Source organism: Rufibacter hautae (assembly GCF_008271695.1).
Classification (GTDB): Bacteria; Bacteroidota; Bacteroidia; order Cytophagales; family Hymenobacteraceae; genus Nibribacter; species Nibribacter hautae.
Genome location: NZ_VKKY01000004.1, coordinates 38244 through 59540, shown reverse-complemented (window position 1 = coordinate 59540; position 21297 = coordinate 38244). Strand labels below are relative to the sequence as shown.

Below are 21297 nucleotides of genomic sequence, written 5' to 3'. Positions count from 1 at the left end.
TCCCAAATGAAACCATCAAAACTTCTTATCTGCCTTTTGGGCTTTTTCCTTTTGACCAATTTTTTGTTTCCAAATGAAACGCAGGCGCACGGGAAAGAGAAACATGGCAAGAAGGCAGAGTCTGCCAAAGTAGATACTCTTAAAGAGGCACGTGCCACTGTCCATGATACGCTCACTTCAGGTAAAGTGTCTCCGGAAGAGCATGCAGACCACATGGCCAATCCCGCAAAGGTGCATGCGTCCCTGTCTGATTTTCCACACATTCACCCTTTGATTGTCCACTTCCCCATCATGCTGCTTATGATTGCGGCGGCCATGCAATTTGTGAATATCCTGTTCCAGAAAAAAGAATTGAACTGGGCGGTGACCATTATGGTCCTGTTGGGCTTCATCACGGCCTATGCCTCCTCTTACTGGTCGCATCCGCACACTTCGGGGCTTTCCGCCCATGCTGAACTCGTTTTGGGGCAGCACGACAAATACGCGGAATACACCATATACCTTTCTGGGTTAGGACTGCTCGCCCAAATTTTGAGCGTGCTGGTGTTTAAGGGGAAACGATGGAGCATCGCGGTGGCAGCCGTCATTCTGATTGGCGCTGGTTATGCGGTTAGTATGGCTGGACATTACGGTGCCCAGCTTGTTCACATCGAGGGCGTGGGGCCTCAAGGAAAATATCTGGAGCAACACCACTAATTATATTTTCAAATAAGTCATCTAATTAGCAATTATGGCAAAGAAATTCACCTCCTGCTTTTTACTCACCTCCCTCAGCTTTTTCCTGATGTTCTGTAATCAGAGTCCCAGCTCAGAGCGAGTACAAGAAAGAGACAGTCTACCAACCTCAACCGCCCCTCAGTCGAAAACAGAGGATGCTGTTACCATAGCTGAACAATTGGAGCCTGACACACTCAAAGGGAGTTTGAAGGCAGTGGCTCTGGGGAAAATAGGCTCAGTTAACCTCCAGATAAACTATCATTCGCCTGCCGTCAGGAATCGGGTTGTATGGGGTGGGTTGGTGCCTTATGACCAAGTATGGGTGACCGGAGCCCATTCCGCTACTAGTTTACAGACGGATGGCCCTATCATCCTAGAAGGCAAAAAAATACCTGCTGGTCAATATGCCTTGTTTACCATACCTGGTAAACAAGAGTGGAAGGTGATATTGAATAAGAAGTGGGAGCAGCATCTGGCAGACGAGTATTCTGAAAAGGAAGATGTAATCAGGCTTCAGATACAGCCTGAAACCAGTCAGCATCAGGAACGCCTACGCTACGAGATTAAACCCGAAGGAGAGAAAAACGGGAGTATTATTATGAGGTGGGAGAAATTAACTGTCTCGATACCTATTTCCATTTAACCTCATCAATCTGCTTTTAAAAGTTAAAGTATATAAAGCTCCCTTAGCTCTAGTCCCGAGCTTCATATACGTTTATCAATAGTGTAATTTATTATTATGGAACTCCAAACCTATGACACCAAAACCACCATATGCATCAAGAACATGGTGTGTCCTCGCTGCATCCGGATTATAAAAGAGCAGTTAACTCTTCTGAATATTCCGGTAATTGAGGTTTATCTGGGCTATGTAGATTTGAAGCGTCCATTAGAGCCTGCAGAGAAGGAAAAGGTAAAAGAATTCTTAAGTGATTATGGTTTTGAATTGCTGGAAGAAAGGAAAGCAAAGTTGGTAGAGCAGATAAAAACTTTGATTATTGACGCAGTTCACTATAAGGAAGAACAAATCACGTCTAACTATTCAACTTACCTGGCCCAGACCATTGGGAAAGATTACAGCACCCTGAGCCATGCGTTTTCTTCAATGGAGGGTATCACCATCGAAAAGTATATTATTCTTCAAAAGATAGAGTATATCAAAGCACAATTAGACTATGAGGAATTATCTCTGGGAGAAATTGCCTCTAAACTACATTACAGCAGCCTAAGCCATCTTTCCAAGCAATTCAAAGCCGTGACTGGCTTTACTCCATCAGAATACAAAAAACTTCAAGTAAATGGCAGGAATTCTCTTGATGCAGTAAGCCAATGAAGTTCTTGTTTTATTCTTCAAATGTTCTTTCTTAGTAAAGCAGCACAGATATTAGATACCGCTGGGGAAGATTTTTAACTGCACTTGAGCCTAATTCAAATGGAAAGAGGCCCTTTTAAGAGGCCTCTTTCCATTTGAAGAATTTATAAGTTCGGGTTTGAGGGAATTCTTACTGCGGGTGCTGTTCTAACCAATTATCTAGCTTCTGCTTTTCATTTTGCTGTTCATCGATAATTTTTTGCGCCATCTTTCTAATCTCTGGTGCTTTGGCTCCGGCTAAATATGCCTTAGCCATGTCAATTCCACTTTGATGGTGCATGCCCATTAGCTTGGCAAAATGTTGGTCGGTGGTACCGGCAGTAGTATGGTCCATATCGGCCATCGCTGCCTCCATTGACTGCATGAGTTTCCTGGAGGCAGCCGTATCTCCGGCCGCAGACTGACGGCTTTCGGCATACTTTTGCAGTTGTTCCTGTTCCTCTTTTTGAGTTGCCAAAGTATTCTTAGCCATATTTACCAGCATGGTATCTTGCCCATTCTCAGCCTCTTCTTGGGCCATTTTAAGGGCTCCTTCATGATGAAGGGCCATCAAAGCGGCAAAATCCCGGTCCAAATCACCAGTCATTTTAGCTTCATGCATAGCCGTCATGTTTTGGTGCATGAGGTCCATCATTGTATTCGAGCTAGGCGCTTGCATATCATGTGCGCTATGGTCTTCCGTCCTCTCGCTCCCAGAAGCCTTTTCCGATTGACCAGATTCCTGATTACATGCACTCAAGAATAAGGACAAGCAAAAAAAGATATATGTCCATTTATGGTTTGCCAAATTAGTTTCCATAGTATTATTTAAAGTCCTAAAAGTTATTACGAAGTTATATAGCCATTAATAAGTACACGTTTATACGGCACTCTTCACCCCTAGTTATTTGAAGAGTGCCTTGTGAAAATGCTTATACAGCTGAAAATAGTGTTCAGGAAACTAAAAATGCTTTGTGGTAATCTTATCGACAGATTAATTAAAAACCGGCTCCATAATTATATAATAATTATTAAAGAAATGGGGAACAGAAGGAAATAGTAACTAAATTCTATAAGTCTAATCAAGGATTGTATAAAACACGGAAGAGATATTGGAGTAAAACCGATAAGAATTCAATAGGCAATTCTTAACTTAACTATTTTCACTATGCATAATTCCCAATTTCAATCCGTTATTCAAGCCTTGACAGCATGTGCTGCCTCGTGTGACCATTGCTTCGATGCCTGTTTACAGGAACAGGATGTTAAAATGATGGAAGGCTGTATTCGGCTAGACCGTGATTGTGCCGACATCTGTAAATTAACTGCCAGCGCTTTGGCTAGAAATTCTTCGGAAGCCAGGTCTTTCCTACAGGCATGTGCCGAAATATGCAAAGCATGCGGTGATGAATGCGCAAAACACGCTCACATGCAGCATTGCCAGGAATGTGCCGAAGCCTGCCGCCGGTGTGAGGAAGCCTGCCGCTCAGCGGTTCAGGCATAAAGTAGGCTTCTTATATTTAGAGAGCCCCTAACAACGGAAATCTTTGCTACATATAGCACTGCATTTATTGGTACCCGCTGGAGTAGCCTGGCTCTTTTTCCGGAACAACTGGATGAAGACCTGGTTACTGTTGGCGGCGGGTATTATTTTAGATATCGACCATCTATTTGCGGTTCCTATCTATGACCCAGAACGGTGCAGCATTGGCTTTCACTTTCTTCATACCTATCCAGCTATTGCGCTTTATGGTATCCTGGTTTTCATACCTAAAGTAAGGCTACTGGCTATAGGTTTCCTGATTCATATGTGCTTGGACTACTTAGCTTGCTTATAATTTTTCACTATTTAAAATAAACATCTGTAAAAATGAAATATAGAATTTACGCACGTCGCTGGTTGGCATTGCTGTTTACCACCTTTATACTAGTGTCATGCGACAATGAGGACGAAGGTTTAGAAATCCAGCCTCATGACCAGAACAAGATGATGGGTATCATGCACGCCATGATGGAGGAGATGGAAATGATGCCCATGAACAGCGACCCCGATGTTGATTTTGCGAAAATGATGGTTATGCACCATCAGGGTGCTATTAACATGGCCATAGAGGAATTGGCAAACGGCAAGAATTCTGAGATGAAGGCTATAGCCGAGAAAATAAAAAGTGAGCAGGAAAAGGAAATTCAGGAATTCAACGCATTTTTAAGTTCTTACCAACCCGACCAACCAATGAACATGGAGTTTCATATGGAAGTGATGGAATCAATGGAGAAAATGGGTAGAGAAAGTGATTTACGGGTAATCACAGGGGATACTGACCAAGATTTTGCCCAGTTGATGATTCCACACCACCAAGCAGCAATGGAGAATGCAAAATCTGTGATTGAGCATGGCAACAGTCCGATTATAAGAATAATGGCCCAGAAGATTATAGATAGCCAAATGATGGATATCAAGGAATTACAAGAGTGGCTACTGAAGAATAAGCAATATTGAAGTTTAAGTTTGTTGTGTTGTGTTATAGCGTCTCATCCTTTTAGGTTGAGACGCTATTTAGCATCTTAAATCTACGGAATCTTATAACTCTTTACCTGAATTCTATCACACAACGCCCTGATTCACTTAATATCTTTGTTCTAAAGGAAGTGCATGGTTTAAGTAGCAACTTTCAGGTTCTGATTTTTAACACAAACATCTTTGCAATCATGGAAACTCTAAAGTTTAAAACTAATATCAAATGCGGCGGCTGTGTAGCCACCGTTACCCCTTTCCTGAACGGGGAAAAGAGTATTGAAAAGTGGCAGGTTGACACAAATAATCCTGATAAGATTTTAACTGTCGAAGGAAATACAGTAGATGAAGGAGAAGTAATAGAAGCGATTGAAAAGGCTGGATTTAGAATAGAACCGCTTTAGTAAGCAGATAAACAAAAAGGATAGTCTATATGATTATCCTTTTTGTTTTACCACCAATTGAAACCAAAAGCTTAAACCATGGACCACTCCCATCATCATCATCATCACCAGGAGACTCCTGCTAAGGCAGCAGCAGCAGATAAATTAGCCGAGAAGACCTTACATGCCCACAACCGAGCAATGCCTCATGAGGGACAGTATCCTTCTGGCCATGGAGAACACGGTCACGACCACCATGCCATGATGATTGATGATTTCCGGAAAAGGTTTTGGGCTTCCCTTGTGCTGTCAGTGCCGGTAATCATCATTAGCCCGATGGTACAGGTTATTTTGGGTTACCGGCTGGAAATACCCTACAGCATGTATATCGCCTTTGTCCTGTCTTCTGTCATCTTCTTTTACGGGGGATGGCCATTCCTGACAGGCCTCAGGGATGAGGTGAAGAAGGGGGCTCCCGGCATGATGACTTTGATTGCAATTGCAATAACGGTGGCTTACCTCTACAGTACCGCCATCGTCTTCGGATTGGAGGGAATGGATTTTTTCTGGGAGCTGGCCACCCTTATTGTAATCATGCTATTGGGCCATTGGATAGAAATGAAATCTGTTCTGGGGGCTTCCCGCGCTTTAGAGTTATTAGTAAGCCTTATGCCCTCTGAGGCGCATGTCATAAGAGGAGGAGAAACGATTAATATAAGGATTGATGCATTACAAAAGAACGATTTTATACTTGTAAAGCCTGGGGAGAAAGTCCCGGCCGATGGGTTTATTGAGGAAGGGGAAAGCTACATAGATGAAAGTATGCTCACCGGCGAAAGCAAGCCTGTACAGAAGAGTAAGGATGACAAAGTAATCGGGGGCTCAATAAATGGCAATGGCTCCCTGAAAGTAAAAGTGCAAGGCACAGGGGAGGAGAGTTACTTGAATAAAGTAATAAACTTGGTGCAGGAAGCACAGAAAACAAAATCCGATACACAGCACCTCGCCGACAAAGCAGCCCGCTGGCTGACCTACATTGCCCTTTTCTCCGGATTTACTACTTTTGCCGTTTGGCTATTGATTGGTGCTGAATTGGCTTTCGCCTTGGAGCGGATGGTAACCGTGATGGTAATTTCTTGCCCCCATGCACTGGGCTTAGCGGTACCTTTGGTAGTTGCTATCTCTACGGCAATTTCAGCTAAAAATGGCTTGCTTATACGAAACCGGACGGCTTTTGAGAATTCCCGCAAGATAACCACGATTATCTTCGATAAAACTGGAACCCTTACCCAAGGCTCCCACCAAGTGGCCCGCATTGTTTCATTCAATCCCGCCTTCCCGGAAAAAGAGTTGCTGCGGCTTGCAGCTGGGGTGGAGCAAAACTCAGAGCATTATATTTCTCAGGGTATCCTAATACGGGTTAAGGCCGAAGGTATCTCCATTCCTACCGCCGAAGGATTTAATTACCTACCTGGAAAAGGTCTGGAAGGGACAGTGGAAGGAAAATCAGTAAAGGTAGTTGGCCCAAATTACATTAAAGAGTTTAGCATTCAGGTTCCTGAAAGCGATGCGGAAGAAGAGGTGGAAACGGTTGTATATGTATTGATAGATGGAACGGTAGCTGGCTTTATTAGCTTGAAAGACCAAATACGCCCGGAATCAGCGGAAGCAATTGAAATCCTGAAAAGAAACGGCATTAAAAATCTTTTACTCACCGGTGATAATGACCGGGTGGCAAAGAGTGTCAGTGACACGTTGAAAATGGATGGATTTCTAGCCAATGTGCTGCCCCATCAAAAACAGGAAAAGATAAAGGAATTACAGGATAAAGGCGAATTTGTGGCCATGACCGGCGATGGGGTAAATGATGCACCTGCATTGGCGCAGGCAGACGTAGGCATTGCAGTAGGCTCCGGAACAGATGTGGCCGCTGAAACCGCTGATATTATCTTGGTGAACAGCAACCCAAAGGATATTGCTTCTCTGATTCTCTTTGGTAAGGCTACCTACCGCAAGATGATTCAGAATATCATCTGGGCCACTGCCTATAATGTCATAGCCCTGCCTTTGGCCGCAGGTGTTTTATACAACCAAGGAATCATGGTATCACCAGCCATTGGAGCCGCATTGATGAGTATGAGCACAGTTATTGTTGCAATTAACGCCCAATTGTTACGGAGTCAAATCAAAAGCCAATAAGATTTAAAAGCCTAATGTCTGCCGGTCTGACAAGCACTAGGCTTTTACAATTGGAAAACGCATTATAAAATTATAGCTGCTGTGCTTTCAAACGCAGGCTGTTAGCAACTACTGATACCGAACTCAGCGCCATCGCTGCCCCGGCAATCATAGGGTCCAATAAGAATCCATAGAACGGATAGAGCACGCCAGCTGCAATCGGAATGCCAACGAGGTTATAGATAAAAGCCCAGAATAAATTTTGCCGGATGGCTTTCACGGTTAACTTAGATAACTTCAGGGCCTTCGGTAACAATTGCAAATCAGAGGTAATGAGAGTCATCTTGGCTACATCAATGGCTATATCCGAACCTTTCCCCATTGCGATGCTTACATCTGCCTGCGCCAGTGCCTGAGAGTCATTAATCCCGTCCCCTACCATCCCTACGACTTTGCCTTGGCTTTGAAGAAGCTTTACAAAATCAGCCTTCTCGCTTGGCATTACCTCGGCTTGGAAATGCTGAATCCCCACCTGCCGGGCAACTGAAGCCGCCGTTCGGGCATTATCACCAGTCAGCATATAAACCTCGATTCCCCTTTGCTGCAGTAATCCAATCGCCTTAGCCGATGTCTCTTTCACTTTGTCGGCAATGGCCAAGATAGCCACTGCTTTCCCCTCCTCCGCAAAATAAATCACGGTTTTAGCTGCCTCTGCCCAATTTTCGGCCAAACTGGATAGGTCACTTGAAACCGATATTTCCTCTGCAGCCATGTACTTAGGGCTGCCCACTAAGTAGAAGCGTCCCTGCCAGCTTGCCTTCACCCCTTTTCCGGTTACGCTATCGAACCCATCTATCTCCACAGATGGGACAGCGCCATCCCGCAGGTGGCGGGCTACGGCTTCCGCTAAAGGATGCTCAGATAGTTGCTCCAGGGAGAATAGCACGGATTGCAGCTCTTTTTGACGTGGGCGGGCTTCTTCCGCCCAGAGAACATTCGTTACTACTGGCTTGCCTTCGGTTATGGTACCGGTTTTATCTAGAATGAGAGCATTCAGGCGGTGTGCCTGTTCCAAGCTTTCGGCATCTTTTATCAGGATACCATGTTCGGCTCCCTTCCCTACTCCTACCATAATAGCTGTGGGGGTGGCTAGACCCAATGCGCAGGGGCAGGCAATAACCAACACCGTTACGAAAGCCAGTAATCCTTGTGAAAGTCCGTTATCACCGCCTAAAACCAGCCAAGCAACCAAAGTGACAAGAGCAAAAACAAACACAACGGGTACGAAAATCCCGGCTATTTTATCGACTAATTTCTGCACCGGGGCTTTAGAACCCTGGGCATCCTGTACTAATTTGATGATTTGAGCTAAAAGTGTCTCACTGCCCACCTTCTCAGCCGTAAACCGAAAGCTGCCTTTTTGGTTAATTGTTCCGGCAAACACTTTGTCTCCCATTCTTTTGGAAACAGGCACCGGCTCCCCGCTTATCATCGATTCGTCAACATAAGAAGAACCAGAGGAAACTTCACCGTCTACCGGTACTTTTTCGCCGGAACGCACGAGAAGAACATTTCCTTTCTGAATAGTTGAAATGGGCACTTCGCGTTCCTGGTCTCCCTCAACAAGCCAAACTGTTTTAGGCTGCAATCCAATCAGTTTTTTTATCGCTGAGGAGGTACTGGATTTTGCCCGCTCTTCCAGCAATTTGCCCAGCATGATAAAAACAATGACAACCGCAGCTGCCTCGAAATATACGTGGGGATGTAAGTTCCGCACATGCCAAAAACCGGGGTTTACTGTATTAAAAACACTAAAAGCAAAGGCAGTGCCGGTACTTAGAGCTACCAGCGTATCCATGTTGGCCTTGCCATGGCGGGCTTGCTTGAAGGCATTAACAAAGAAGTTGCGTCCAAATACAACTAGAACCGGGGCGCTTAAAGCCATCATTATCCAATTGCCATAAGGCATCTCCATAAAGAACATCCCGATGACCACCACAGGCAGCGTAAGCAGGCCTGCTAATATGGTTTTTCTCTTGAGCTCCCGGTAATGGCTCTGCTGGGTTTGCTCTTGGATTTCCTGGGCGTTTTCAGTGTCTATTATCAAGTCATACCCGACCGATTGAAGCGCCTTTTGCATATCCGTTACCTGTACCTTCTCCGGATGATAGGTCACCTGTAAAGTCTGGGTCGCAAAGTTGACGTTGGCCTGGGTAACGCCCGGCGTGCTGGCAACCATGAATTCCACACTAACCGCACAAGCTGCACAGGTCATGCCGGTAACTGGCATGGAAACCTGTGAAGCCAGTCCCTCTGAAGCCAAAACCGGTGCTTGGGGGGCTTTTATATCTTTTACCATTTAGTTGTATCATTATTTCTTCATATCAAATTTACGGCCGACTTAAGATGAAGTCGTTATAGAATTTAGGAAAAGAGTAATATGTTTTTGCGGCACCAGACAAACAACCTAATCCCCTAGCCTATCTACCACAACCTACACCTATATATAAGGAGTGGACGGGAAATTGGAACAGAAAGAGGTTAAAGAGAAAAGCACGCTTCATAAATTTATTTAACATAATTATTAAAACAATATACATTCTCCTCCTATTTTACAAATCAGGAACGTTCGTTGCTGATTTGTAAAATAGGGGGTACCTTAGCAAAAAATAGAAAATGGGGCGGTAGGGAAAAAAGTTTACTGACTTTTGCAATTGCAAAACAACACCCGAAAATTCCAGCCGTCACTCTTATATATATGGAGTATCAGAAGTACATCGCCTACTACCGAGTATCGACCGCCAAGCAGGGCAGGAGTGGTCTGGGTCTGGAGGCCCAGCGCGCCGCCGTTATCTCCTTCACCAAAAACCCGGACGGAATCATCCAGGAATTCACGGAGCACGAATCGGGAAAGAACGATGACCGCCCACTCCTGGAGCAGGCGATACTAGCGGCCAAAAAGCAAAGCGCTACTTTAATAATTGCAAAGCTGGACCGATTGAGCAGGGAAGTGGCCTTTCTGTTCCAACTGAAAAAACGGGTGGAAAAAAACAACATTAACTGGCTCTGCCTGGACATCCCCGAGATGAACACGCTCAACATCGGTATCTGGGGAACCATGGCCCAACACGAGCGGGAGCAAATCAGCAAGCGCACCAAGGTGGCACTACAGGCACTGAAAGCGCGCGGTAGGGAATTAGGTAATCTGGAGAACCTGACGGAAACCGGCCGGGAACTCGGCGTGGAGGCCATTAAAAAGAAAGCAGCCGCCAATGACAATAACAGGAGGGCAGCCGAGCTAATCCGTCTTTATCGGGAGCAAAGACTGACTTGGCTGGCCATTGCCTTGAAACTAAACCAATCCGGTTTCAAGGCAAGCAGAGGAGGGGAGTTCCAGGCAACCCAGGTACAGCGAATTTTTAACCGCTATTGCTCTGAAAGCAAAAATGAGATTACCTCTACTGATTACATGTAGAATGATAATCTCTTGACTTTACGGGGAAATACCTTTAACTTTGCGTAAAGTATATATACTTTACGCATGTGAGATTACATTGTTCCCTATTCCTCCAACTGCCCATCCAATTTAGTTAATACGCTATATCTTTCACTTGCTTTTGTCAGACAAAACGTTTAACTTTGCGTATATAAAGTATATATACTTTATATACTCCATGCTTCTATTAAATTCTCTTCCTCTTCTTCAATAATTACTGGCCACCTATTGCATGTATCCTTCCAAAGTATTAACTTTACGGAAAGTATATATACTTTCCGTCTGACAAACTTTCGACACGGTTATGCCAAGTAAGTCCCGCTTTGTTATTGCTGAAAGTAGTATTAAGTCTTTCTTCAAACAGAATCCCCGAAAAGTCTTCTCCCGAGAACAACTTGGTGGAATCTTTGAGGAAAGGAAAACGGCCTGGAACCTACCGGTGACCACCACTGACCTCAGGTTTATTGAGCAGCTGCAGAAGAGGGGAATCCTAACCAAGATTGAAATCCTTTTTGACGGCTACATAAATAAGAAGGAGCGGTATATCACCGAGGATGCGAATGAGCTGGAGATAGCGGCCTCTTTGATTAACAAGTCTTACCTGTCCCATTACACGGCGATGTTCCTGAATGGGCTGACCACGCAGGTGCCCAAAACCATTTATGTCACCTTCGAGCAAAGCAAGAAACCAGACGGCAATCGCCAACTGAAACAGGAGGCCATTGATGCGGCTTTCTCCAAGCCGCAACGGAAAGCAGTCACCGAAGCCGTGTATGGTGATTACTCCTTTCTCATTCTTAATGGCATGCACACGGGCAGAACCGGGGTTCATTCTATAGAGAATGTACCGGTAACCAGCCTGGAGCGTACCCTGATTGATATTACTGTACGCCCAAGCTACGCCGGTGGGGTGTATTCGGTATTGGAGGCCTACCAGAACGCCCTGCCCAGCATTTCCCTGAATAAACTGGTTGCCACATTAGATAACATGGATTTCATTTATCCTTACCACCAGGCTGTTGGGTTTTACCTGGAACGTACAGGCTATTCCGGCAAGAAACTGGAGGAGTTGCGCAGCCGGAAGAAAGAGTTCCGGTTCTACCTGACCTATGATATGGAGGAAAAAGATTTCTCGGAGGACTGGCAGCTGTATTTCCCTAAGGGAATGTAATCCCTTGAAACGTGTTGACTACGTAGTCAAAGTAAAAATCGAAGCTCTCCAACTCCTCCGAACGAGCCACAGTATCTTTCACGCTTTCCCAGTTATCTTTATGGATGGCTTTGTGATTGGCTATCTCCTGTATAAAAGACAGAGGTACACGCTTGGCCTCGAAAATATTCGCAATCAGTTCTTTGTTTTCCTCGGTGGTCGCATCAATTCCATGCGATTCCATAATCAGGTGAATATCATAAAAGTCGCGTGCCCTGGCGCGGGCAGTACGGGATTTTATAATATCAGAATACTGCGGTAATTGCTGGCAAATGGCCCGCAGCTTCTCAAAGACAATCATTTCCGGTGTATAGACATAAATCGTATAGCCGTCCACCTTCGTCTGGGCCTTTTTTGCGACATACTCGAACTTGCTGAACTCCAACTCAAAAGTAGTGGAGCGTCCTGCGTTCAACGGAACAGCGATTCGCCGCTGGTGCTCCAAATTTCCCTGATGGGCATCGTAAGTCTTCTGGTCCAGCACCTTGAACGTAACTTGGTAGCCTCCCCAGAAATCCGCCACTGCTTCCTTCACGACTTTGGGCCTAGGGAGAAAAGTATAATCAAAAACAACCATTCCATTTTCCGCGAAGGTCTTCACCAAGGTGCTTTCTATCCGCTTGCTGATGATTCCCTCTTCTTCTTCAAAATCACCGTGGTCAATGGAGAAGTCCAGGTCATAGGAAGTTCTGGAGATAGAACTGCTGTCATGGTACACGATATCAATGGCATTACCGCCTTTCAGAACAATGCTTTCTATTAATTCATCGTCTGAAGCCAGGGCAATGATAGCCAAACGTTTGATTCTGTTGATTAACTCAATATTCATCAGCGAAATATATTTATAACGAAAGTACAATATTATCAGCGCACTAATAGTATTACTTGGGGTTTGCTTATACTGTATATGTCCAGTTAATAATGGGTATATACAGTAAAGTAATCTTATTAAAAGCGCATCCGCTGAATCCTGATTGCATTCAGAATAGCCAGGAAGGCTACCCCGACATCGGCAAAAACGGCTTCCCACATAGAGGCCACGCCAAAAGCGCCAAATGCCAACACTAAAGCTTTCACCCCGAAAGCCAGGCCAATGTTCTGCCAGACAACCCGGTTTGTACTTTTTCCAATGTTAATAGCCGTAGCAATCTTAGAGGGCTGGTCGTTCTGAATGACTACATCTGCAGTTTCAATGGCTGCATCAGAACCAAGTCCACCCATCGCCATGCCCACATCGGCCAACGCGATTACCGGCGCATCATTGATACCATCGCCCACGAAGGCTACATTTTTCCCTTCCTTCTTCAAAGCCTCTACCTTGTTTACTTTATCTTCCGGTAACAGTCCCCCATAAGCCTGGTCAATGTTCAGAGTCATGGCCACTTTCTGCACAATGGAGTCTTTATCCCCGGACAGCATGACAATGTTTTTGATACCCAATCCGTGCAGCTGCTCAATGGCTGCCTTGGCATCCTCTTTTATTTTATCCGCAATGGTAATGTAACCGGCATATTGGTTGTTGATAGCCACCAGTACAATACTCTCCACAATAGCATCAACTTCAGCCGGATAAGCTACATTGAATTTCTTCAGCAACTTTCCGTTTCCAACTAAGAGAGATTTTGCGTCAACCGTCCCTTTCAGGCCATGGCCGGAAATCTCTTCCACATCCGCTATGCTTTTCTGCTGATAGCTGTTCCCGGCATGAGCCACGACGGCTAATGCAATGGGGTGGGTTGATTTGCTTTCTAAAGCTGCCGTAAGGGCTAGGAACTCAGTTTTGTCCCATTCATTTACCTGTACCTCCTGTACCTGGAATACGCCTTCGGTCAGGGTACCGGTCTTGTCCATCACCACCGTGTCCACCTTGGTCATTAAATCGAGGAAATTCGAGCCTTTAAACAGAATACCGTTCTTGGAAGCTGCCCCGATTCCCCCGAAATAACCCAGGGGAATTGAGATAACGAGCGCACATGGGCAGGAAATCACCAGAAAAATCAAAGCCCGGTAAAGCCAGTCATTGAACACGTAATCCGCCACAAAAAAGTACGGGACAATAGTAAGCGCAACAGCCATGAAAACCACCACTGGCGTATATACTTTGGCAAAGCGGGTAATGAATTGCTGGGTTTTCGCTTTGCGGCTACTGGCCTGTTCCACCAATTGCAAAATCTTGGAAAGAGCGCTGTTTTCGTAAGTAGAAGTTACCTTTAATTGGACAACCTGGTCCAGGTTAATCATGCCGGCCAGTACCTTCTCTCCTTTGGCTTTGGTGTCCGGTTTGGATTCCCCGGTAAGCGCCGCCGTGTTGAAAGAAGAGCGCTCGGTGAGCAATTCGCCATCCAAGGCAACTTTCTCGCCAGGTTTTATCTCTATGATGTCGCCGATTTTAACCTGCTGCGGGTTAATGGGATTAACTTGGCCCTGTTGCACTAAGCCTACTATTTCCGGCCGGTTATCTATCAAGGCCTTGATGGATTTACGGGACCTGGCCACGGCTGCTTCCTGGAAATGTTCCCCGATGACATAGAACAGCATCACCGCTACGCCCTCGGCATATTCACCGATATAAAACGCCCCCAGCGTAGCGATTCCCATCAAAAAGAACTCGTTGAAAACTTCGCCTCTCCTGATGTTTCTGGCAGCATGTACAAGAACTTTGCCCCCTACCAATAAATAGGCAATTCCATAGACACCTATTCGGATATAACTGACAAACCAGTCCACTTTGAAATAATCAAGAGCGATTCCGGTTAAAAGCAACACCAAACTTATGATTGTAGGGGCATAAGAAGCACCCTCGTGCTCTTCGTGAGCACTGGCTTTATTGGAAGGCACCTCACCTTGCTCATCGGTTTTAGTAGGCCCTGGTTGTTCAGCCGTCCGGGGAGAGGTAATCTCCATTGGTTTCAATGGAGCACTTGGGGTATTATCTTCATTTGCTTTCATAATTCTACATTTAAAAGTTAGAATTTGCCTGCCGTATGATAGCCTGCAAATCATTGGGAATAGGCATAGGTTTTAAAGCAGGCACATTGGCTCCGCCGGTGTTCCCGATAGGTATTTTCCCCGCCCAGGATTTTATACCACCCACCAGGAGCCGGGGAATCTGCCCCATTATCTCCTTCACATTCCGCGTTTTCATTCCAAATTGGAGCATTTTAAAATGCACGGTAGTATGCTCAATGGGATAAGGCTGCCCCAGAATATGGGCCCGTTCCAGATGTACCCAAGCCTTTTGAAGGTCTTCCTTTAGCAGACATCCTTGGTAAGCGTTTAACTCTTGCCGGTAAAACGGCCGCAATGTTTTCGGAATCTTCCAGTTGAATTTCATTGTAACCTCCTGATTTATAACAAAGGTAAAATCGAATATACTGCAACTGCATTGCACTTTAGCAGCTGCATTTATTACAGTTGCCTTTCACAATTAAACTGACTTCTTCGGTTCTGAATCCTTCCGGCAAGGCGATGTCTGGAATACGGGATTTTGGCAGACAGAACGTTTCGCGGCATCGGGTACAGAAAAAATGCACATGCAGGTCGTGGTGTTCCTGTTGGTTGCAACTGTCTGGGCAGAGTGCATACTTGACCGCTGCGCTACCATCGTCAATGCTATGCACTAAGCCCTTTTCCTCAAAGGTTTTAAGGGAGCGGTACAGCGTTATGCGGTCAGCGCGGTGGAAATAGGCTTCTAGGTCGCTCAGGCTCACGGCAGCCGACTGATTCAATAGGTAGTCCAAAACCAGGAGCCGCATCGCGGTGGGCCGCACTCCTTTTTGTTGCAAGGTTTTATCTAAGTCCTGTAGCATTAAGCAAGATATTAATGGCCTTCACCTTCTTCCTCGGAGTTCCGCATCTTGGCCAGAAGGGAATAGGCTCCCTTCGTCACAAAGTTTGCCTGACTGGTATCTATACCAGCAGGGAGGGCTACCTGAACGAAACTCTCGGCTTCCGCCCCCTTCTCAATTTGAACCATCCGGAACTTCTTTATCACCGCTTCGCCTTCTTTTTCCTGGCCGGTGTAAAGGAAAATAAAGTTCTGCCCGTTATCCTGCACCACGGCTTCTTCAGGAAGAGCCAAAACCTGGTTCCCGTCCATGGCTACCTGGGCTTGCACATACATTCCCGGTACCAGGTCTTTGTCTTCCTCTTCCATGTGGGCATGCACCCGCACGGTGCGCTCTTCACTGATTTCCTTGCCTATCAAGTAGATGGTAGCCTCATGCTGGGCAACCGTCTCGTTAGGAAGTGAATAACGAATCTTCTGCCCTTTTTTAAGGGAAGCTACATTCTTTTCAAATACCGTCAATTCCACATGCAGATGGTCGGTGTCCGCTATCCGAAACAGCACATCCGTAGGATTAACGAACTGGCCTACATTGGCATTGATGTAAGTGACAAACCCGTCTATGGGAGAATAAAGAGGCAGGATGCGCCTGATTTTACCCTCCCGCAGGGAAGACGGGGCAATGCCTATAATCCTGAGCCGCTCGCCCAACGCCTCAACCTGAGACCTGGCAGCTCTGTACTCAGCCGTGGCCTTTTGGTAGGCTTTGGCAGAGGTTACCTGTTCCTGGGACAATTCCTTTTGCCTTTGGTAGTCCTGCTCAAGAAAGGTAAGACTGCTTTTTGCCTCCAGGTATTCCTGTTGCAGCGTCACAAACTCCGGGTTTTCTATACTCGCGATTTGCTGCCCTTTCCGGACACGCATCCCCTCCAGCAGTTCTGTGCTTTTCACATATCCTCCCAAAGGGGCACTCACAGAGGCCATGTTCTGCGGCGGCAAGTCCAGTTTGCCCGTCAAAGTCAGAATATTACTCAGGTTGCGCATTTGGGGCTTTCCTAATGCAATACCCGCGACACGGTATTGTTCCTGGGTCAGCTCTGCCGCCTGCGGGTCTTCTTCGTGCTGTTCTTCCGCCTGTGCCTCCCAAGTTCCCTGTGCCGGTTCGGATTCGTTCCCGCAAGAGGAGAAAAGCAAGAGACCTAAGAGGGAAAGCAAGTATATATGGTTTATCCTTTTCATGGAATTTTGATTAAGCCTAACAAGGCTACTGTTTGTTATCTGTGATAAATTGTAGTTCAATGACTGCCTGGTCATAATTGTAAAGCGTCTCCAGGTAATTTGACCGGATACCCAAGGCTCGGTTCAGGTTTAGGAGGTAGTCCTGGTAGTTAATCTCACCGGCCCGGTAAGCCTTGGTGGCTTGGGCAATGATGAGTTGCGCCTGGGGCAGGGCTGTACGTTCGTAGTACCTGACGCTGGCCTGAAATTTCAGAACCTGCTGATGGGCTTCCTCCCCTTGGGCCTCCAATTCATTCCGGAGGTGTTGCAGGTTCTGTTGCGCAATCCGGGTCTGTACTTTTGCCGCCTCAATACGTTTTCTCTGCGGCTTTGCCCAGATTGGGATTCCTACTCCTACCATCACTTCATGGGGCGCTTCCATGTCCAGGCCTCCGCCAATTTCGCTACTGCCCCCTCCTAAAGTTCGGTTGGTATAACCCAGCCTCAGGTCAGGCAGCAGTTTTGCCCGTTCCAGACCTGTCTCTGCCTCCCGTACCGCTATCTGTTGCCGAGCTAGCTGTAACTCTGGATTCTGTTCCACTAGCTGGATGGTAGCAACTGGTAAAGGCAGCCTGTTGAGCGTTGTGTCAGCCGTGGCCACTAAGCTGTCGGTTACAAGTAAAGCCTGTAGCCGAGCCTGAAATACTGCTTGGTCGGCTTTTGCCTGAAACACATTATTCTCTATCTCCGCCAGTTGGGTTTCTGCTGTCACTTTTTCCAGCAGGTTGGTTTCCCCGGTTCTGAGCCGTACCTGGGCGGCGCGGAGAAACTGGGAATACAAACTATCCTGATAGGCGAGCAATTGCAATTGGGAAAGTGTGTACACCAACCCGTAGTAATTCAACCTTACATCGCGGACAATTTCCCGCTGGCGTTGGGTCAGGTTTATCTTGCTTACCTCTACCAGTTCTTCCGCCAATTTTGCCTGCCTGGTAAAAACAGTCGGGAAAGGCAGGGACTGGGTAACGGATATCTCATTGTCATACTGACCGGATTCCAGCTTCCCGGTAGAAAATTGAAACTGGGTTTTCTCAACATCATAAGCGGAACCTTGGAGGCTCTGGCTCCGCTTAATACCAAGCCTCACCGCCTCAACGGATGGGTTCTTTTCAAGTGCCCTGCTCACCGCTTCTTCCAGGGAATATACTTTAGCTGGCTGCTGCTGGGCTTGTGCGGGAGCTGAACTCACTGCCAAGGCAGCTATGATAAGGATAAATATTGTCAAGGCAGCCGGTATTCCACCCCCCTCCCGCTGATTAGTCCTCTTTTTCATAAAGTAGTTTTCAATCAGAATATAAAGGATGGGCAATACCACTAAAGTGAGCAGAGTGGATGTCACCAGTCCGCCAATCACAACAGTGGCCAATGGCTTCTGAACCTCAGCCCCTGCTGAGTTAGAGAGGGCCATGGGCAGAAACCCTAGGGAGGCCACGGCAGCCGTCATCAAAACCGGACGTAATCGCACAGCAGTGCCGTTCAGCACTACCTGTTTTAAGTCCTGAATTCCTTCTTCCTTCCGTTGTCGGTTAAACTCAGCAATCAATACAATGCCATTTAATACGGCTACCCCAAACAGGGCGATAAACCCGACCCCGGCTGAAATGCTGAAGGGCATTCCCCGTAGCCACAGCGCCAATATTCCGCCAATGGCAGACAGCGGAATGGCCGTGAAGATGAGCAAAGAATGCCTGACTGAGCCGAAAGTGAAATAGAGCAACAGGAAAATAAGCGCCAGGGCAGCCGGAACGGCCACCGAAAGTCGTTTGTTGGCTTCCTGCAGGTTCTCAAACTGGCCGCCGTAGGTCATAAAGTACCCAGTAGGGAGCTGAACCTGTTGGTCAATTTTCTGCTGTACTTCCTCCACTACGCTGGCAATATCACGTCCCCGCACGTTAAAGCCCACGATTATGCGCCTTTGGGCATCCTCGCGCTGAATCTGGTTTGGACCCTGCCGGTACTCAATATCTGCCAGCTGCTCCAGCGGCACCTGCACGCCATTCGGTGCCGTGACATACAGCTGCCTTACATCGGCAATATCCTGCCGCTGTTCCTGCAATAGCCTTACCACCAATTCAAAACGGCGGTCTCCCTCATACACCATTCCGGCGCTTTGCCCCGCGAACGCGGCATTGATGGCCTGGTTCACCGTTTCAACATCCAGCCCGAACTTGGCAATCTGACTGCGGTTAATATCCACCACAATCTGCGGCAGACCGGAGACTTGCTCAAGGTACAAGTCCTCGGCCCCTTCCACGGTAGCCACCACCATGCCTATCTCCTTTGAAAGCCGGGTCAGCTCCTCCAGGTCTTCTCCGAAAATTTTAATGCCCACATCCTGGCGCACTCCGGAAATAAGTTCATTGGACCGAAGCTGGATTGGTTGCGAAACCCCAAATGTTACCCCTGGGATAGTTTCCAGGGCTTCCGTCATTTTTTCGGCCAACTCCTCCCGCGTGTCGGCACTAGTCCATTCGTCTTTGTCCTTTAAAAGAATGGTGACATCGGCAGATTCCATGGGCATCGGGTCGGTGGGAATCTCGGCTGCCCCGATTTTGCTGATGACCTCCTCCACCTCCGGAAACCGCTCCTGGAGTATCTTGGAAGCGAGTGACACTTTCTCTATGGTTTCAGACAAGGAACTTCCTGTCAGCAGCCTGGTCTCAAGGGCAAAGTCACCTTCTTCCAGGGTAGGTATAAACTCACTACCCATGCGGGAGAAAATAACCATGCTAAGACTGAAAAGTACCACGGCAGCGATGATGACCACGGCTTTCAACTTCAAAGCGCCCTTTATGAGCGGGCTGTACATTCGCTGAAAGAAGTCCATCATCCGGTCAGAGATATTCCGTTTGTGGGTGGTGTTCTTGCTCAGAATCAGAGCCGACATCATGGGCACATAGGTGAGCGAAAGCAGGAAAGCACCTAGGATGGCAAAGGAAACTGTCAGGGCCATAGGGCGGAACATCTTGCCTTCTATACCCACCAGCACCAAAATAGGCAAATACACAATCAGGATGATGATTTCGCCGAATGCGGCGGATGTCCTGATTTTACGGGCTGAATCGTACACTTCTTCGTTCATCTGGGCCTGGGTCAATCGGCCACTGCCCTTCAGAACTAAGTGGTGCATGGTCGCTTCCACTATAATCACCGCTCCGTCCACGATAAGGCCGAAGTCGATGGCTCCCAAACTCATCAGGTTGCCGGACACGCCAAAGAGGTTCATCATGATAATTGCAAAGAGCATGGCCAGCGGAATAACAGAGGCCACCACCAGCCCTGCCCGGAGGTTACCCAGGAAAAGCACCAAAACAAAAATGACAATCAGAGCGCCTTCTATCAGGTTGGTTGTGACGGTGTCCATGGCTCGGCCAATCAAATCACTTCGGTCCAGGAAAGCCTCTATCTCCACGCCCTCTGGCAGCGATTGCCGTATCTGGTCCATGCGCACTTTTACCCGCTCCACTACCTGGTTGGTGTTCTCTCCTTTAAGCAGCATCACAATGCCGCCTACCGCTTCCCCTTTTATGTTAGTGAGCGCGCCGTAGCGGTTGGCACTCCCAAACTGAACCTCAGCAATATCACCGATGAGCACCGGTGTACCGTTGGAGGTGCTGCTGACCACTATTTTCTTTATCTCATCCAGGCTCTCAATCAAGCCCTCGCTGCGGACAAAGTAGGCATTCGGCTTTTTGTCAATGTAAGCCCCCCCAGTGTTTCCGTTGTTTCGCTCCAGGGCCTCTATCACATCGGTAATGCTCAGGCTGTGGGCTTTCAACCTATCTGGGTCAAGGGCTACTTCATACTGCTTCAAAAACCCACCGAAGCTGTTTACCTCCGCCACGCCGGGCGTACCGAGCAGTTGCCGCCGCACAATCCAATCCTGGATAGTGCGCAGTTCCATGGCGGAAAACTTTTTCTCGTAGCCAGGTTTGGGATGCACCACGTACTGGTAAATTTCCCCTAGGCCGGTGGAGATGGGGGACATCTCCGGGCTCCCTACCCCCGGCGGGATTTTGCCGCTGGCCTCAGAAAGCCTTTCATTCACCTGCTGGCGAGCCCAGTAGATATCAACATTGTCTTTGAAAACGATGGTCACCACCGAAAGGCCAAAACGGGAAATGGAGCGAACCTCATCTACCTCAGAAATTGTGGCCATGGTTTGTTCCACCGGGTAACTGATAAGCCGCTCTACCTCCTGGGCCGCCAGTGAGGGGCTAGTGGTAATGACCTGTACCTGGTTATTGGTGATGTCGGGCACGGCATCAATAGGAAGCTGCGTAAGGGAATAGGCACCCCAGATAACAAGCCCTAAGGTGAAAATACCGATGATGATTTTATTGTAAATAGAGAAGCGTATTATGCGGTCAAGCATACTTTAT

18 protein-coding genes are annotated in these 21297 nt (G+C 47.1%); 10 read left to right on the top strand and 8 right to left on the bottom strand.

The window, feature by feature from the left end; translation table 11 throughout:
• The first annotated feature begins 6 nt into the window (after positions 1-6).
• The 3 genes from FOA19_RS22950 to FOA19_RS22940 all read left to right on the top strand — a co-directional run bounded on the left by FOA19_RS22950 (position 7) and on the right by FOA19_RS22940 (position 2050).
• Positions 7-696: a hypothetical protein gene (locus tag FOA19_RS22950; RefSeq protein ID WP_148041282.1), complete on the top strand. Its 690-nt coding sequence runs from the start codon at positions 7-9 to the stop codon at positions 694-696.
• A gap of 34 nt (positions 697-730) precedes the next feature.
• On the top strand, positions 731-1360 hold the full coding sequence (locus FOA19_RS22945; RefSeq protein WP_149093218.1) for a DUF2911 domain-containing protein: 630 nt from the start codon (positions 731-733) through the stop codon (positions 1358-1360).
• Positions 1361-1456: 96 nt separating this feature from the next.
• Positions 1457-2050 (top strand): helix-turn-helix domain-containing protein, encoded by a 594-nt coding sequence (locus FOA19_RS22940; RefSeq protein WP_223809030.1) that lies wholly within the window; start codon positions 1457-1459, stop codon positions 2048-2050.
• Positions 2051-2219: 169 nt separating this feature from the next.
• Here FOA19_RS22940 and FOA19_RS22935 read toward each other — a convergent pair whose 3' ends face one another.
• The gene (locus FOA19_RS22935) at positions 2220-2888 is read right to left on the bottom strand and encodes a DUF305 domain-containing protein (protein ID WP_149093217.1); all 669 of its coding nucleotides are present in this window, start codon (positions 2886-2888) and stop codon (positions 2220-2222) included.
• Positions 2889-3236: 348 nt separating this feature from the next.
• Here FOA19_RS22935 and FOA19_RS22930 point away from each other — a divergent pair, with 348 nt between their 5' ends.
• The 5 genes from FOA19_RS22930 (at position 3237) to FOA19_RS22910 (ending at position 7165) form a co-directional block, all read left to right on the top strand.
• On the top strand, positions 3237-3572 hold the full coding sequence (locus tag FOA19_RS22930) for a four-helix bundle copper-binding protein (protein WP_149093216.1): 336 nt from the start codon (positions 3237-3239) through the stop codon (positions 3570-3572).
• A gap of 43 nt (positions 3573-3615) precedes the next feature.
• Entirely contained in the window at positions 3616-3906 is a 291-nt protein-coding gene (locus tag FOA19_RS23620; RefSeq protein ID WP_149093215.1) for a DUF6122 family protein, read from the top strand.
• Positions 3907-3938: 32 nt separating this feature from the next.
• Positions 3939-4568 carry a DUF305 domain-containing protein gene (locus tag FOA19_RS22920; RefSeq protein WP_149093214.1) on the top strand — a complete coding sequence of 210 codons (630 nt, stop codon included), beginning with the start codon at positions 3939-3941 and terminating at the stop codon, positions 4566-4568.
• 209 nt (positions 4569-4777) lie between these two features.
• Positions 4778-4987: a heavy-metal-associated domain-containing protein gene (locus FOA19_RS22915; RefSeq protein WP_149093213.1), complete on the top strand. Its 210-nt coding sequence runs from the start codon at positions 4778-4780 to the stop codon at positions 4985-4987.
• 78 nt (positions 4988-5065) lie between these two features.
• On the top strand, positions 5066-7165 hold the full coding sequence (locus FOA19_RS22910) for a copper-translocating P-type ATPase (protein ID WP_149093212.1): 2100 nt from the start codon (positions 5066-5068) through the stop codon (positions 7163-7165).
• 70 nt (positions 7166-7235) lie between these two features.
• On the opposite strand, the gene FOA19_RS22905 is transcribed toward FOA19_RS22910, so the two are convergent.
• Positions 7236-9503, bottom strand: coding sequence for a heavy metal translocating P-type ATPase (locus FOA19_RS22905; RefSeq protein WP_223809029.1), 2268 nt, complete (start codon positions 9501-9503; stop codon positions 7236-7238).
• A 399-nt stretch (positions 9504-9902) separates the two neighbouring features.
• Between FOA19_RS22905 and FOA19_RS22900 the strand changes: the two genes are divergently transcribed.
• Positions 9903-10619, top strand: a complete 717-nt coding sequence (locus FOA19_RS22900; protein WP_149093211.1) for a recombinase family protein — start codon at positions 9903-9905, stop codon at positions 10617-10619.
• A gap of 325 nt (positions 10620-10944) precedes the next feature.
• Entirely contained in the window at positions 10945-11811 is an 867-nt protein-coding gene (locus tag FOA19_RS22895) for a type IV toxin-antitoxin system AbiEi family antitoxin domain-containing protein (RefSeq protein WP_149093210.1), read from the top strand.
• On the opposite strand, the gene FOA19_RS22890 is transcribed toward FOA19_RS22895, so the two are convergent.
• The 6 genes from FOA19_RS22890 to FOA19_RS22865 form a co-directional block, all read right to left on the bottom strand.
• Positions 11798-12679, bottom strand: a complete 882-nt coding sequence (locus FOA19_RS22890; protein ID WP_149093209.1) for a nucleotidyl transferase AbiEii/AbiGii toxin family protein — start codon at positions 12677-12679, stop codon at positions 11798-11800. The genes FOA19_RS22895 and FOA19_RS22890 overlap by 14 nt on opposite strands.
• Positions 12680-12798: 119 nt before the next feature.
• Positions 12799-14799: a heavy metal translocating P-type ATPase gene (locus FOA19_RS22885; protein WP_149093208.1), complete on the bottom strand. Its 2001-nt coding sequence runs from the start codon at positions 14797-14799 to the stop codon at positions 12799-12801.
• A gap of 10 nt (positions 14800-14809) precedes the next feature.
• On the bottom strand, positions 14810-15184 hold the full coding sequence (locus FOA19_RS22880) for a DUF3703 domain-containing protein (protein WP_149093207.1): 375 nt from the start codon (positions 15182-15184) through the stop codon (positions 14810-14812).
• 58 nt (positions 15185-15242) lie between these two features.
• On the bottom strand, positions 15243-15635 hold the full coding sequence (locus tag FOA19_RS22875; protein WP_317132066.1) for a Fur family transcriptional regulator: 393 nt from the start codon (positions 15633-15635) through the stop codon (positions 15243-15245).
• 35 nt (positions 15636-15670) lie between these two features.
• Positions 15671-16852 (bottom strand): efflux RND transporter periplasmic adaptor subunit, encoded by a 1182-nt coding sequence (locus FOA19_RS22870; RefSeq protein ID WP_190300527.1) that lies wholly within the window; start codon positions 16850-16852, stop codon positions 15671-15673.
• Between the two features lie 49 nt (positions 16853-16901).
• On the bottom strand, positions 16902-21290 hold the full coding sequence (locus FOA19_RS22865) for a CusA/CzcA family heavy metal efflux RND transporter (protein ID WP_149093204.1): 4389 nt from the start codon (positions 21288-21290) through the stop codon (positions 16902-16904).
• Positions 21291-21297 lie beyond the last annotated feature (7 nt).

Bases quoted from the DNA above. Each gene is read 5' to 3' on its own strand.
- FOA19_RS22950 (WP_148041282.1), top strand. From the start codon at position 7: ATGAAACCATCAAAACTTCTTATCTGCCTTTTGGGCTTTTTCCTTTTG.
- FOA19_RS22945 (WP_149093218.1), top strand. From the start codon at position 731: ATGGCAAAGAAATTCACCTCCTGCTTTTTACTCACCTCCCTCAGCTTT.
- FOA19_RS22940 (WP_223809030.1), top strand. From the start codon at position 1,457: ATGGAACTCCAAACCTATGACACCAAAACCACCATATGCATCAAGAAC.
- FOA19_RS22935 (WP_149093217.1), bottom strand. From the start codon at position 2,888: ATGGAAACTAATTTGGCAAACCATAAATGGACATATATCTTTTTTTGC.
- FOA19_RS22930 (WP_149093216.1), top strand. From the start codon at position 3,237: ATGCATAATTCCCAATTTCAATCCGTTATTCAAGCCTTGACAGCATGT.
- FOA19_RS22920 (WP_149093214.1), top strand. From the start codon at position 3,939: ATGAAATATAGAATTTACGCACGTCGCTGGTTGGCATTGCTGTTTACC.
- FOA19_RS22915 (WP_149093213.1), top strand. From the start codon at position 4,778: ATGGAAACTCTAAAGTTTAAAACTAATATCAAATGCGGCGGCTGTGTA.
- FOA19_RS22910 (WP_149093212.1), top strand. From the start codon at position 5,066: ATGGACCACTCCCATCATCATCATCATCACCAGGAGACTCCTGCTAAG.
- FOA19_RS22905 (WP_223809029.1), bottom strand. From the start codon at position 9,503: ATGGTAAAAGATATAAAAGCCCCCCAAGCACCGGTTTTGGCTTCAGAG.
- FOA19_RS22900 (WP_149093211.1), top strand. From the start codon at position 9,903: ATGGAGTATCAGAAGTACATCGCCTACTACCGAGTATCGACCGCCAAG.
- FOA19_RS22895 (WP_149093210.1), top strand. From the start codon at position 10,945: ATGCCAAGTAAGTCCCGCTTTGTTATTGCTGAAAGTAGTATTAAGTCT.
- FOA19_RS22890 (WP_149093209.1), bottom strand. From the start codon at position 12,679: ATGAATATTGAGTTAATCAACAGAATCAAACGTTTGGCTATCATTGCC.
- FOA19_RS22885 (WP_149093208.1), bottom strand. From the start codon at position 14,799: ATGAAAGCAAATGAAGATAATACCCCAAGTGCTCCATTGAAACCAATG.
- FOA19_RS22880 (WP_149093207.1), bottom strand. From the start codon at position 15,184: ATGAAATTCAACTGGAAGATTCCGAAAACATTGCGGCCGTTTTACCGG.
- FOA19_RS22865 (WP_149093204.1), bottom strand. From the start codon at position 21,290: ATGCTTGACCGCATAATACGCTTCTCTATTTACAATAAAATCATCATC.